The sequence below is a fragment of the Nocardia sp. JCM 38205 genome (assembly GCF_058222935.1).
Window position 1 is genome coordinate 439729 of record NZ_JBYHFL010000006.1, and the last position, 13142, is coordinate 452870.

The following is a 13142-nucleotide window of genomic DNA, read 5'->3' on the forward strand; positions in this document are numbered from 1 at the left end:
ACCCACTGACTGTGACGCCCATCTCATTGCGGCCGTCTGGATTCGCACCGTACCCCGCCGACCGGGCGGCCCGCCGGTTTCTCCGCCGCGAAACCGGACAACCCGTCAGAGACGACACGACCGCAACCCCGAAGGAGGACCTCATGGTTTCTCAGGACACGATCGCGCAGCTGCGCCAGGACATCACCACCGCCGAGGACGCGGGTGACACCTCGACCGCGAACCGGCTGCGCGTCGAATTGGAGAAGGCGCTCAATGCCGAGGCCGAGGAAGGCGACGACACCCAGTAGGCAGGATCGGCCCTGCCCCGGCGATCTCGCGTCAGCCGGTGACGATGGGCACCAGATACGTGCGCGCGAAATCGCGCATCTGCTCGTCGGTGTCGAGCGGAATCGAGCCGACCGGCTGCAGGATCAGCGAATGCACGAACCGGCAGGCGATCTCCACCCGGGTGCTCAGCTCGGGTGAATCCGGGAGCAGGCCGCGCTCGACCGCCTGCCGCACCGCCGCGACGCCCGCGGCGGTCGACACGGTGAACGCCGCGCCGCCTTCGGTGGTCAGTTGCGGCAGCAGCCGATCGGACTCCACCGTGAGCATCCGCTGCACCAGCGGATGCGCGCGCCAGCGGGTGACAACGGTGACGAAGATGTCGGCGACGAGGTCGGCCAGCGTGTCGTTACGCGCGGCGACGTCGTCGAGTTCGGTGAGCACGGCGTTCACCTCGCGCAGCGCCACCGCACGCACGACGTCGTCGCGGGAACCGATGCGGCGGTAGACGGTCACCCGATCCACGCCCGCCTTGCGGGCGATGTCCTCGATGGTCGTCTTCTTGATGCCGAGCTCACCGAATTGCGCCAGGGCGGCGTCGAGGATCCGCGATTCGATCGAATCGGTGTCGTCCCTGCTGGCAGCCGCTGTGGTCACAGCTCCCAAACTAGCAACCCGGCACGGCAGTGCAACATTCTGTGGCGATTTGTTGCTGCAACATTGCAAAGCTATTTGTTGCACTGTACGGTCGGCGCATGGCGGAAATCGACGCAACGAGGCGTCCGTACCAGGAAGAAGCGCACGCGATCCACGCCCGCGACGTGCACTTCGACTTCGAGTCGGTGCCCATGCACTACATCCCCGACGAGGTACTGGCCACCCACATCGTCAACGTGATGCACCTGGTGCTGCCCGAAGGCGAACGCGCGATGGCGATGGCCTTGGCCGAGGCACTCCCCCATATCGACGACCCTCGGCTACGTGAAGAAGTGCAGGGCTTCGTCGGCCAGGAGACGATGCATGCCAGCAGCCACGAAGGCGCCCGCAAACATCTGCAATCGCTCGGCCTCGACGCCGAGGGCTACGTGCAGGCGGTGTCCTGGCTGGTCGATCGGGTGCTCGGCGATCACGGCCTGACCGGGCGGGCCAAACGTGCCTGGCTGCGCGAACGGCTCGGATTGTTCGCCGGGATGGAGCACTTCACCGCGGTGATCGGCGAATGGCTGCTCGAAGCGCAGGTACTCGAGCAGAAGGGCATGCACCCGACGATGCTCGACCTGGTCCGCTGGCACGGCGCCGAGGAGGTCGAGCATCGCAGTGTCGTCTTCGACGCCTACATGCATCTGGACGGCGGCTATGCCCGGCGGGCGCGCACCGCGCTGCTGGCCACCGCGACCCTGCTGCCGCTGTTCATCGTGTCGACGGCGTACCTGTATCGCAAGGATCCCTCACCCGACAAGGGCCGGTTCTGGCCGCTGCAATTCGTCAGCGCGACCGCGCGTGGCGTGATACCGAGCTGGACGGTGTTCTTCACCGAGATGCCCCGGTATCTGCGGCCGAGTTTCCACCCCTCGCAGTTGGGCTCGATGGACAACGCGTTGCGCTACCTGGCCCATTCGCCGGCCGCCCGTACCGCGCACGCTCCCGAAGGCGACGAGCACCTGGTGGCGTGGTGATGGTGATCGATCGTCCCGCTCCCCCGGCGAGCCTTCGGGTGCTCGCCACAGCCGTCGACGTGTACAAACACCTGTTCGTCGCCGGGCCCGCGGCTCCCCTGCTGTCTCGGCCGAAGCCGGTGCGGCGCAGTGGCTTCGAACTGGCCATGGTCGTCGCGTCGAGCACCTCGGCGGCCGAGGACGTGCGCGTGCTCACGCTCCGTGCCACCGGCGGTGGTCCGCTCCCGAGGTGGACACCGGGCTCGCACCTGGACCTCGTCCTGCCGTCGGGCAGGCAACGCCAGTACTCCCTCTGCGGCGATCCCGCCGACCGGTACTCCTACCGGATCGCGGTGCGCCGACTCCCCGACGGCGGCGGCGGTTCGGTCGAAATCCACGACACCCTGCGCGCCGGTGACACCATCCGGGTGCGCGGGCCACGCAATGCGTTCAGCTTCGTGGACGCGCCCTCGTATCTGTTTCTCGCGGCCGGTATCGGCATCACCCCGATCCTGCCGATGGCGAAGGCGGCGGGAGCGCGCGGACAGCTCATCTATCTGGGCCGGTCGCGCTCGACGATGCCCTTCCTCGACGAGTTGCCCACGACCGCCGAGGTCCTGCCCGACGACGAATACGGCAGCCCGCGCATCGCGGAGCTGATCGCCCGCGCCGCGCCGGGTGCGGCGGTGTACGTTTGCGGCCCGCCGCCGGTCCTGGCCGAAGCCCAGCGCGTCTTCTTCGACCTGAACCCCACCGGTTCGCTGCATACCGAACGCTTTTCGGCCCTGCCGGTGCGCGACGGCAAGCCCTTCGATCTCACCCTCGCCCGCACCGGAACGACGGTGCGCGTCGACGCGGCGGAAACCGCGCTCACCGCCATCGCGCGCGCTGTCCCCGATGTCCTCTATTCCTGCCGGCAGGGCTTCTGCGGAACCTGCAAGGTGTCGGTGTTGTCCGGCGCGGTCGATCACCGTGACCGGCTGCTCACCGCCACCGAGCGCGAGGACCGGATGCTCACCTGCGTCTCCCGTGCCGCGGGCCACTCGCTCGTGATCGATCTGTGAACCCCATGGCCCCGAGTACTCGACGCACGCGCGTCTCGACCCACCCCGACGAGGAGTCCCCTGCGATGTCCAGCATCGAGCACACCCCCATCGCCATCGTCGGCGCCGGATTCGGTGGAATCGGGCTCGCCATCAAGCTGCGGGAGGCCGGTTTCCACGATCTGGTGGTGCTCGAACGCGCCGGCGATCTCGGCGGAACCTGGCAGGCCAACACCTATCCCGGCTGCGCCTGCGATGTCCCCTCGCATCTGTACAGCTACTCGTTCGCACCGAATCCGCGCTGGTCGCGCACCTACGGCAAACAGCGGGAGATCCTCGAGTACCTGCGCTCGGTGGCCACCGAACACGGTGTGGTGCGCCATATCCGATTCGACACCGAACTGACCGGAGCGCGCTGGGACGAGCAGCGTGCGCAGTGGCACATCGATACCTCGCGCGGCCCGCTCACCGCGGACTTCCTGATCTCGGCGGCGGGAGTGTTCGCCGAGGCGAAGTACCCGTCGCTGCCGGGGCTGGAATCGTTCGAGGGCACGGCCTTTCATTCCCTGCATTGGGACCATGAGCACGATCTGACCGGTGAGCGGGTCGCGGTCATCGGCACCGGCGCGTCCGCGGTGCAGTTCATCCCGGAGATCCAGCCGAAGGTCGGCAGGCTGACCGTCTTCCAGCGATCGGCGCCGTGGATCGTGCCGCGCATGGACCGGCGCACCGTCGCGCTGGAGCGGATGATCTTGGACCGGGTGCCGCTGGCGCAGAAGGCCATCCGCGGCACCTGGTACACCCTGATCGAGGGCTTCGGCTTGGTCGGATTCGTGGACAACCGTTTCCGTCATCCCTATGAGCTGCTGGGGCGGATGCAGTTGCGACGTCAGATCCGGGACCCGGAACTGCGCAAGAAGGTGACCCCCGATTACATGATCGGCTGCAAACGCGCCATCTTCTCCGACGCGTATCTGCCGGCGCTCGACCAGCCGAACGTCGATGTGGTCACCGATCCGATCGCCGAGGTCAGGCCGCGTTCCATCGTCACCTGGGCGGGTGCGGAGATCCCGGTGGACACCATCATCTACGGCACCGGATTCGACCCCATTCCCTCCGTCTTCGAGCGGTTCGTCGGGCGCAAGGGCCGATCCATCGCCGACCTGTATCACCGGCGTCCCCAGTCCTATCTCGGTACCGCCCTCGCCGAATTCCCGAACTTCTTCGCGACCCTCGCACCGTTCGGGGCGGCGGGCAATCAGTCCGCGATCTACATGATCGAATCGCAGATCACCTACATCGTGGATGCGTTGACCACGATGCGCGACAGCGGCGCACGGCGGGTGGAGGTGCGCCGACACGTCCAGGACGCGTTCGTTCGCGAGATGGCCGAGCGCAGCGCGTCGACGGTGTGGCTGACGGGTGGGTGCACCAGCTACTACACCACCCCCGACGGCGGCAATGCCGGGCTCTACCCCAACTGGAGTTTCGAATACCGCCGCCGCACCAGCAAATTCGACGCGCAGTCCTATGAGGTGACCCTGTGATCAGCCAACTGCTCAGCCCCTTCACCGGTCGCGACAGCTACCGGGTCGCCGGCCGGACCGCGCTCATCACCGGCGCCGGCCAGGGCATCGGGCTGGAGCTGGCCGAGATTCTCTACGCACGTGGCGCGTCGGTGGTGCTGGTGGATATCGACGAGGCGGCGGCACAGGCGGCGGCCCGCGCGCTCGGTCCACGGGCGCTCGCGCTCGGCGCCGATGTCGCGGACCGGGACCGGATGGCCGAGGTCGTGGATCGCGCGATCGGGCATTTCGGGGCACTCGACGTCGTCGTCGCCAACGCCGGAGTGACCCCGGCGCCCGCGACCGTGCGCACGATGGATCCTCGCGAATTCGATCGCGTCATGGGGATCAACCTGACCGGGGTGTTCAATACCGTGCATCCGGCTCTCGATGCGGTGATCGCATCGAGAGGCCATGTGGTCGTGGTGTCCTCCTGTGCGGCGTTCGCGCCGGGCATGGGCGGATCGCCGTACATGATGAGCAAGGCGGCCGTCGAACAGTTCGGCCGCGCGCTGCGCGTCGAACTCGCCGCCGTCGGCGCCAGCGCGGGCATCGCCTACTTCGGGGTGGTCGAGACCGCGATGACCCACGACATGCTCGACGCCGACGAACTCGGCATCGAACTCGACGCCATGCTCCCCTGGCCCCTCAACGTCCGCATCACCGCCGAACAGGCCGCCCGCACCATCGCCGACGGCATCTCCCGCCGCGCCGCCCGCACCATCGCCCCCGCCGGCTGGGAGCCCTACGCCCTGCTCCGCGGCGCGGTGAACATCGTCCTGGACAGCCGCCTGGCCGCCGACCCGAAGGTGCACGGGCTGATCCGCCGGCTCGAACAGCGTCGATAGCGCGGCTGGAGGCGTAGCCGAGCCTCGCGCAGGTGCATACAGTGGAGCCACCATGAGCGAGGCGCGCAAGATCCCGCGGCAGCGGCGGTCCAGGGAGACGGTGGATACGCTGCTCGAGGCGGCCGCGCAGATGTTCACCCGGGAGGGGCTGACGACGACGACCAATCGGATCGCCGAGCGGGCGGGGCTGTCGGTGGGGACGTTGTATCAGTACTTCCCGAACAAACACGCGCTGTTGCGGGCGATCGCCGAGCGACACCTGGCGGAGTCGGCCGAGCGGCTCGAGGCGGTGTTCACCGAACTACGCACCACGCGACCGGATTTCGAGGACACCATGCGGTCAATCCTCGAGGCTGTGGTCGAGCTGCACCGTGACCGGCCGGCACTGCACGCCCTGCTGCACCGGGTCGCACCGCGGTTGCCGGGCGAAGCGACCGCGCTGCAAGCTTTCGAGGATCATCTCGCCGCCGAGGTCGCCTTCCATCTCGAACGGTGCGGCCGTGGCGGCGCGGACCCGCGGTATCTCGCTCAGACCCTGGTGCACACCATCGACGCACACCTGCACCGCGTGCTGACCCGGCACCGGCTCGACACCGATGCGCTGATGACGCTGGCGCGGCAGCTCGTTGCCGCGCCGGCCGATCAGCCGTCAGTGTGAGTGCGAAACCTCCTCCAGCACACCGATGAGCGTGTCCCGCAGACGCCTGATACCTGGATCTTCGATCGGAAAATGCCCGCAGCCGTCCAGGAGGACGAGTCGTGTCTGCGCCGCGATCCGGTGGAGAAATCGGAGGCTCAGTTCGGGCGGGGTCCAGCGATCGGCCGCAGGATGTGCCAGGGTGAGCGGCGTCGTCGTCGATTCCGGCGGTGTGTGCGTGAAGTCGAGGAAATCGGCGAGGAACCCCAGCGGTACCCGAACGCCGCCGCCCTTCGGATCCGCAGCGCACAGCCGCGACAGCTCGGGATCCAGGCTCATGTTGCCCATATCGACCAGCCACTTGATCGGCACCCGGAGCCCGCCCGCCAACGGCCGCACCGACCGCAGCACCGTCGGTGCGGCGCCACCGGTGAACGACCAACGCACCGCCGCCCGCCGCGCGGCCGGATCGGCCGGATCCAGGAGACAGGTCGCCACCACATGGGCAACCGCTCCGGTGCGGGCGGCGACCTCATAGGCGAGCATCCCGCCCATGCTGGCGCCGAACACGATCAACGGCCTCGGATCGGATGCGGTTTCCGCGCAAACGAACTCGCACAGCAGCTCGATCCAGTCGGTGTAGCGCACCGAGTGCGGGTCGGGCACCACGGTATCGCCATAGAGGGGCATATCGATCGCCATGGTGTCGACCCCGGCCTGTGCGGCGAGCGCCGCGATCGGCCACACCAGCCCGGCGTGCCCGCCGGCTCCGTGCACCGCCAGCACCCGCACCGATGCCTCCGGCACCCTTGCGCGAGCGACATGCACCCGATGCCCGCGCCACGACCACCACGTCGATTCCGGGGCGGTCAGGGATTCTGCGCGGTAACCGGCGGGAAGGAATTGGTCGTATCTGCGGTAGTCCATGCACCAAGCCTGTGGCTCGAGTCAGCGGCCCACAACTCGCGTTCCACTCCCGGCACGGCCTGCCAGAAATAGCCTTTGAGCTGCAACGATGGTTTTCGCGCACCTTATGCCGAGCGAGCTGCTCGCATTCGTGGCGGCCGAGCACGACTTCAGCGCGCGCCTCATCGGACTGGTGAGCCGAGCGCTCACTGCCCCATGATGTATTCCACCGACGGCCCGGCCGTCCAGCCGCCGTCGACGGCGAGTTCGGCGCCGGTGGTGTAGGAGGCGGCGTCGCTGAGCAGATAGGTGACGGCGCCGACGAGTTCCTCGGCCCGGCCCACCCGCTGGAAAGGATTGTTGGGGAAGGCGCCCGGTTCGGGGCTGATGCCGGTGGGGGCGGTCATCGGGGTGTAGACCATGCCGGGATGGACGGAGTTGACGCGAATGTTCTCCCGCCCCAGCTCCACCGCCGCCACCTTGGTGAGGCCACGCACACCCCATTTCGCCGCACCGTATCCGCCGGTCAAGGCCATACCGATGAGGCCGGCCGCCGAGGAGATGTTGACGATCGAGCCGCCACCCGCCGCGCGCATGGCGGGCACCGCGGTGTGGATGCCGGTGAACACCGACACCAGGTTGATCTGAATGATGCGCTGGAAGGTGTCGAGCGGCTCGTCGGCGACGGTCTGGCCGGACGCGGAGATGCCTGCATTGTTGACCAGGCCGTTCAGCTTGCCGAACGCGGCGACGGTGGCGTCCACGGCGGCCTGCCAGTCGGCCGGATCGGTCACATCGAGGTGCACATAGCCGGCCTTGTCGCCGAGCGAGGCGGCCACCGCCGCGCCTTCCTCGTCGAGCAGGTCGCCGATCATCACCTGACCACCCGCGGCCACGACGCCGCGCGCGAACGCTGCACCGAGCCCACGCGCGCCACCGGTGACCAGGACGACTTTGTCAGCGAGATTCATGGGGATTCCTTTCGTTTCGCGGTGCGGATCCGGCACCGCTCGGGGTTTCGGTGCGCCCGAACATGGCGCGGGCGACGGCGGCGGCCGCCGCGGCCGACGACAGCCCGTCGCGCACCATGTGGGTCATGCCCGCGATGACGAACAGCACCGCCTGACCGCAGGCCACGGTCGTGGCGACGGCGGCTTCGTCGGCGCCGATCCGGCGGGCGATGCCGGGCCGGATGACCGCGGCGGTCTCGTAGCTGGCCTCGAGCCACACCCGCCGCAGGGCCGGGTCGGCGAAGACGGTCGCCATGATCGCGCGCGATCGCTCGTCGCCGGTGTCGGCGAAGGTGCGTTCGAAGGCGTGCACGAGTACGTCGGCGAAGGTGTCGGCCTCGGGCCTGGCGTCGATGGCGCGGGCGAAGGCGTGGTTGCCGTCGTCGAACATCGGGCGCAGGCTGTCTTCTTTGGTCGGGAAATAGCGGTAGAAGCTGCGTTCGGCGAGCCCGGCCGCAGCGGCCAGTTCCGCGACTGTCGGCGACGACCCACCCGCGCGGACGAACAGGTCCGCGCACGTGCGGGAGATTTCCACCAGGACTTCTGGTTCCAGTGGCTTGCGTGCCATAGGCCCAGCCTACGCCTTAGTGGCAGAAACTGCCGTTATCCGTCTACTGAGTGGGAGAGGCCCCCAACTTCCAGATGCGCAGCGCGAGGTGGAGGTCGAGTCGGCGGGTGCTGTCGAGCCAGTCCTCGCCGAGCAGATCGGCGATGCGGGCCAGCCGCTGCCGCACCGTGTTGCGGTGGATGAACAACCGGGCGGCCGTGTCGGCCAGTGCGGCATGGGTTTCCAGGTAGGCCCAGGCGGTCTCGGTGAGCGCGGTCCCGTGGTCGCGGTCATAGGCGAGCAGCGGCGCGATTTCGCCGAGTGGCTCGTACTCGGCGCCGAGCTTGCCCGCCGCGTCGAGCAGCAGGCCGACGGCACCGAGCCGGGCCCCGTCGAGACTCTGGCCCGCGCGGCCCAGCAGGACCAGCGTCGACAGCGCGCGTTCGGCCTGCCGGTGGGTGGCGGCGACGGCGTCGAGCCCCGCGGCCGGCCCGGCGTAACCGAGGGTGGCGAGCACACCGTGCGCCGCGAACTCCCCTTCCAGAGCGGCGACGGCGTGCTGCCCGGCAGCGACGAGCACACAGAAATGCCCGCCGTGCTCGGCCACCAGCGCCGGACTCGCCCCGAGGGCACGCCGGATGTGCGCATCGACGCGCCGGTGATCGGCGCCGTGCACATCGATGACGATGCTGGTCAGCCGATCGCCCGGCCGGAGCCCGAAGCGCGCCGCACGCCGTTGCCACTGCTCGAGATCGACCACACGTCCGGAGAGGATGTCGTCGAGCACCTCGAACTGCTGGCGCTGCGCGGAATCGTGGGCAGCCTGGTCGAACAGGCGCAGCACGGTCAGGAAGATCGCCAGCCGCTCGAGTAGCCCACCCTGCCCCGCGGGAATCGATCCGGCCAGGACCAACGTCGCCAGATGGGTGCCGCCGGCCTTGGCGGGCACCAGGGTGCGGTCTCGCAGGGCCCGGGGTTTGCCGGTGGCGATCACGCCGGCGAACTCCGTGCCGTTGGCCTGCTCGGCGATCGCGTCGACCCACGCGTGGTCGCCGGGATGGGCGGCAAGCACACCGCCGGCGGGGTCGAGCACCACCGCGGGCGCCGCGAGCACCTGATGCGCGAGTTCGGCGAATCCGTCCAGTCCGCGTCCGCCGACCACGGTTTCGATCAGCCGCTCATCCAGCGCGATCACGTCCTGGAGCTGGCGCACCCGGCTGACGTGGAGGTCCTGCTCGGACGCGAGATCATCGAGCGCACTGGTGATCTCGGTGAATCGTTCGGCGTTGTCCAGCGCGACGGCGGCGTGTTTGCCGACCGTGTCGATGAGATCGATCAGGGTGCTGGGATAGCTGCGCGGCGACCGGTCCGCGATCAACAGCGCGCCGATCACGCTGCCGTGCAGATTCAGCGGCACCCCGAGGATCGCGCGCACACCTTCGGCGCGGACGATGGCGTCGATGTGCGGCAAGTGCACGATGCCGGGATCGGCGAGATAGTCGGCCGACTGATACGGCGACAGTCCGGCCGCGGCCTTGCCGAGCACGCCGGTGCCGATCGGCATCCGGATGGTCCGGTAGGCCTGGGTGATCACACCGTCGGACTTGCGGATATACGTCTCGCGGGTGCGGTAGTCGTTGAGGCTGATGTAGGCCATATCGCTGCCGGTCAGCAGCCGGGTGCGCCGCACGATGGCGGCCAATACCGCCTCCACGTCGCGGATACCGGTCAGGTCGGTCGCGGTGTCGTGCAAGACCCGGAGCAGTTCTTCGCGTTCGCGCCGCTCGGCCAGCCTGCGGTGGATGCCGCGCGCGGCCGCGGCGGTGGCCTCGGTGATCTCGTGCCGCCGCAACGCCTCGGTGAGCCGGGCGTCGAGTTCGGCCTCGGAGATGCCGGCATCGATGTCTTCCAACAACGACATATCCACAGCCGACCCCTTTCTATGTGCGCGGCGCACACCTACCTCCTGAATGAATGTACGTTCCGGTCATATACAGGTGGTGACCGCGGCCATATCGTGGAATCGCTCGCCCGCACCCGGCACCGCCGGGTCCATCACGACGTCAGGGAGCCGATGAAGATCACCGGAGCAGTCCTCGAGGAATCCGGCCGGGCCCGGCCGTTCGCACAATCGCGGCCGATCACCGTGGGAGAGGTCGAACTCAGCCCGCCCGGACCCACCGAACTGCTGGTCCGCATCGAGGCGGCGGGCGTCTGCCATTCGGATCTGAGTGTGGTCGACGGCAACCGCCTGCGTCCGACGCCGATGCTGCTCGGTCACGAGGCGGCGGGCATCGTGGAGGCCACCGGCGACGCCGTGACAGACCTGGCCCCTGGTCAGCGGGTGGTGATGTCGTTCCTGCCGCGCTGCGAACAATGCGAGGCCTGCGCCGAGGACGGGCGGCTGCCGTGTTCGGCGGGCACTCTCACCAACAATGCGGGCGAGTTGTTGCACCATACGCGGCACCTGACCCGTGACGGCGAAACCCTGCACCACCACCTCGGTGTCTCCGGTTTCGCCACCCACGCCGTGATCGACCGCGCCTCGGCGGTGCCGGTCGACGCCGATATCCCGCCCGATATCGCCGCGGTCCTCGGCTGCGCGGTACTCACCGGCGGCGGCGCGGTGTTGAATGTGGCCGACCCGGCGCCGTCGGATTCGGTGATGGTGGTCGGGCTCGGCGGGGTGGGTATGGCGGCGGTGATCACCGCGAAGGCACAGCACGTGCGGCAGATCATCGCCGTGGACACGGTGGCGGACAAGCTCGAGCAGGCCAAGGAGCTCGGCGCGACCGAGGTCTACACCCCCGAGCAGGTCGCCGAGAACGGGATCAAGGCCCGCTACGTCATCGAATGCGCCGGTCATCCGCGCGCCTTCGAAACCGCTTTCGCCGCAACCCGATCGGGCGGCACCACGATCACCGTCGGCCTGCCCGCCCCGGCGGCGCGGGCCTCGATCTCGCCGTTGACCATCACCGCCGAAGCACGCACCGTGGTGGGCAGCTATCTCGGTTCGGCTGTCCCGTCGCGCGATATCCCGCGGTATGCGCAGATGTGGCGGGAGGGCAGATTGCCGGTGGACAAGCTCATTTCGTCACGAATCGCCTTGACCGAGATCAACGAGGCGATGGACCTGCTCGCCGACGGGTTGGCGATCCGCCAGGTCATCATGTTCGACGGGACCGAGCGGGTGAAGGCATGATCGCCGCCGACCGAGTGCTGAAAGACCTACCCACCGGGCATTTCATCGACGGCCACTGGACCGATGACGCCGCCACCCTCGCCGTCGACAACCCCGCCACCGCCACCACCCTCACCCACGTCGCCGACGCCGATCCGGCCACCGGCCGCGCCGCCCTCGACGCCGCCGTGCGCGCCCAAGCCGGCTGGGCCGAGACCGACCCACGTGCTCGCGCCGACATCCTGATGGCCGCGTTCGCCCTGTTGCACGAACGGGCCGAACAGTTCGCCACCCTGATCACCCTGGAGATGGGCAAACCCCTCGCCGAAGCGCGCGGCGAAGTCGCCTACGGCGCCGAATTCCTGCGCTGGTTCGCCGAACAGGGCGTGCGCGCCGCGGGCAGCTTCCAGCGCGCTCCGTCCGGCGGCAACCGGATCATGACGCTGAAACAGCCCGTTGGCCCGGTTTTCGCCATCACGCCGTGGAATTTCCCGCTCGCCATGGGCACCCGCAAGATCGCGCCCGCGCTCGCGGCGGGGTGCACGGTGGTGATCAAACCCGCGCCGCAGACACCGTTGACCACCCTGGCCCTGATGACGGTGCTGGACGAGGCCGGGCTGCCGCCGGGTGTGGTGAACTGCGTAACGACCTCGGCCGCGCCGCAACTGTCGCATCCACTCATCACCGATCCGCGGCTGCGCAAGCTGACCTTCACCGGCTCCACCGCCGTCGGCCGCGCGCTCACCGCGCAGGCCGCCGAGCGGATGCTGCGGGTATCGATGGAATTGGGCGGCAACGCGCCGTTCGTGGTGCTCGCCTCCGCGGATCTCGATCGCGCGGTCGCCGGAGCCGTGGCCGCCAAGATGCGCAATACCGGCGAAGCCTGCACGGCCGCGAATCGGTTCCTGGTCCACGAATCGCTGGCCGAGGAATTCGGCCGGCGGCTGGCCGATGCCCTGGCGGGGCTGACGGTCGGCAACGGCCTGGATGCCGACACCGACGTCGGACCGCTCATCGACGCCGCCGCCGTCACCAAGGTGAGCGCGCTGGTCGACGATGCCGTCGACCGCGGCGCCCGCGTGCTCACCGGCGGCACGGCCCTCCCGGGCCCCGGCCACTTCGTCGAACCGACCGTGCTCACCGATCTCGATCCGGCCTCGGCCATCCTGCGCGAGGAGATCTTCGGACCCGTCGCCCCGATCCGCACCTTCGCCACCACCGACGAGGCCGTGGCCATGGCCAACGACACCGACGCCGGTCTCATCGGCTACGTCTTCGCCGAGAACATCGGCGAAGCGCTCACCGTTTCCGAGCGGCTGGAGACCGGGATGATCGGCCTCAACTCCGGTGTCGTCTCCAATCCCGCCGCGCCGTTCGGCGGTGTGAAGTCCTCGGGTCTGGGGCGGGAAGGTGGCGTCGAGGGTCTCGAGGAGTACTTGGAAACCAAGTACATCGGGATTGCGCTGTGAGCTGATTGATCACC

Annotated in this window: 13 protein-coding genes; 8 read left to right on the forward strand and 5 right to left on the reverse strand. The window is 68.8% G+C overall.

The genetic code is table 11. The annotated features are described in order from the left end of the window. Nucleotides 1-143 precede the first annotated feature (143 nt). On the forward strand, nt 144-290 hold the full coding sequence (locus AC4HOU_RS23685) for a hypothetical protein (protein ID WP_163812398.1): 147 nt from the start codon (nt 144-146) through the stop codon (nt 288-290). Between the two features lie 31 nt (nt 291-321). Here the strand turns inward: AC4HOU_RS23685 and AC4HOU_RS23690 are convergent, their stop codons facing one another. After that, nucleotides 322-924, reverse strand: a complete 603-nt coding sequence (locus tag AC4HOU_RS23690; RefSeq protein ID WP_163812400.1) for a TetR/AcrR family transcriptional regulator — start codon at nt 922-924, stop codon at nt 322-324. Between the two features lie 98 nt (nt 925-1022). Between AC4HOU_RS23690 and AC4HOU_RS23695 the strand changes: the two genes are divergently transcribed. The 5 genes from AC4HOU_RS23695 (at nt 1023) to AC4HOU_RS23715 (ending at nt 6036) form a co-directional block, all read left to right on the forward strand. Continuing rightward, nucleotides 1023-1943 carry a metal-dependent hydrolase gene (locus AC4HOU_RS23695; RefSeq protein ID WP_163812404.1) on the forward strand — a complete coding sequence of 307 codons (921 nt, stop codon included), beginning with the start codon at nt 1023-1025 and terminating at the stop codon, nt 1941-1943. Next, nucleotides 1943-2986, forward strand: a complete 1044-nt coding sequence (locus tag AC4HOU_RS23700; RefSeq protein WP_194990971.1) for a PDR/VanB family oxidoreductase — start codon at nt 1943-1945, stop codon at nt 2984-2986. The genes AC4HOU_RS23695 and AC4HOU_RS23700 overlap by 1 nt, the downstream gene beginning before the upstream one ends. Before the next feature lie 65 nt (nt 2987-3051). Further along, complete coding sequence (locus AC4HOU_RS23705) at nt 3052-4512, forward strand: flavin-containing monooxygenase (RefSeq protein ID WP_195019217.1); 1461 nt, start codon at nt 3052-3054, stop codon at nt 4510-4512. Next, on the forward strand, nt 4512-5378 hold the full coding sequence (locus AC4HOU_RS23710) for a short-chain dehydrogenase/reductase (RefSeq protein WP_195020730.1): 867 nt from the start codon (nt 4512-4514) through the stop codon (nt 5376-5378). Before AC4HOU_RS23705 ends, AC4HOU_RS23710 begins: the two co-directional genes overlap by 1 nt. Before the next feature lie 52 nt (nt 5379-5430). Then, a complete protein-coding gene (locus AC4HOU_RS23715; RefSeq protein ID WP_195019216.1) occupies nt 5431-6036 on the forward strand; it encodes a TetR/AcrR family transcriptional regulator in 606 nt (201 codons plus the stop codon). Here AC4HOU_RS23715 and AC4HOU_RS23720 read toward each other — a convergent pair. The 4 genes from AC4HOU_RS23720 to AC4HOU_RS23735 all read right to left on the reverse strand — a co-directional run bounded on the left by AC4HOU_RS23720 (nt 6028) and on the right by AC4HOU_RS23735 (nt 10399). Beyond that, the gene (locus tag AC4HOU_RS23720; RefSeq protein ID WP_490725291.1) at nt 6028-6942 is read right to left on the reverse strand and encodes an alpha/beta hydrolase; all 915 of its coding nucleotides are present in this window, start codon (nt 6940-6942) and stop codon (nt 6028-6030) included. The genes AC4HOU_RS23715 and AC4HOU_RS23720 overlap by 9 nt on opposite strands. 185 nt (nt 6943-7127) lie before the next feature. Beyond that, the gene (locus AC4HOU_RS23725) at nt 7128-7892 is read right to left on the reverse strand and encodes a glucose 1-dehydrogenase (protein WP_195019214.1); all 765 of its coding nucleotides are present in this window, start codon (nt 7890-7892) and stop codon (nt 7128-7130) included. Beyond that, nucleotides 7879-8499: a TetR/AcrR family transcriptional regulator gene (locus AC4HOU_RS23730; RefSeq protein ID WP_163812416.1), complete on the reverse strand. Its 621-nt coding sequence runs from the start codon at nt 8497-8499 to the stop codon at nt 7879-7881. Before AC4HOU_RS23730 ends, AC4HOU_RS23725 begins: the two co-directional genes overlap by 14 nt. Before the next feature lie 43 nt (nt 8500-8542). Continuing rightward, complete coding sequence (locus AC4HOU_RS23735; RefSeq protein WP_195019213.1) at nt 8543-10399, reverse strand: helix-turn-helix domain-containing protein; 1857 nt, start codon at nt 10397-10399, stop codon at nt 8543-8545. A 153-nt stretch (nt 10400-10552) separates the two neighbouring features. Between AC4HOU_RS23735 and AC4HOU_RS23740 the strand changes: the two genes are divergently transcribed. Together AC4HOU_RS23740 and AC4HOU_RS23745 are read left to right on the forward strand one after the other, a co-directional pair. Then, nucleotides 10553-11680, forward strand: coding sequence for a zinc-binding dehydrogenase (locus AC4HOU_RS23740; RefSeq protein WP_195019212.1), 1128 nt, complete (start codon nt 10553-10555; stop codon nt 11678-11680). Beyond that, nucleotides 11677-13128 (forward strand): NAD-dependent succinate-semialdehyde dehydrogenase, encoded by a 1452-nt coding sequence (locus AC4HOU_RS23745; protein WP_195019211.1) that lies wholly within the window; start codon nt 11677-11679, stop codon nt 13126-13128. Before AC4HOU_RS23740 ends, AC4HOU_RS23745 begins: the two co-directional genes overlap by 4 nt. The last annotated feature ends 14 nt before the right edge of the window (nt 13129-13142 follow it).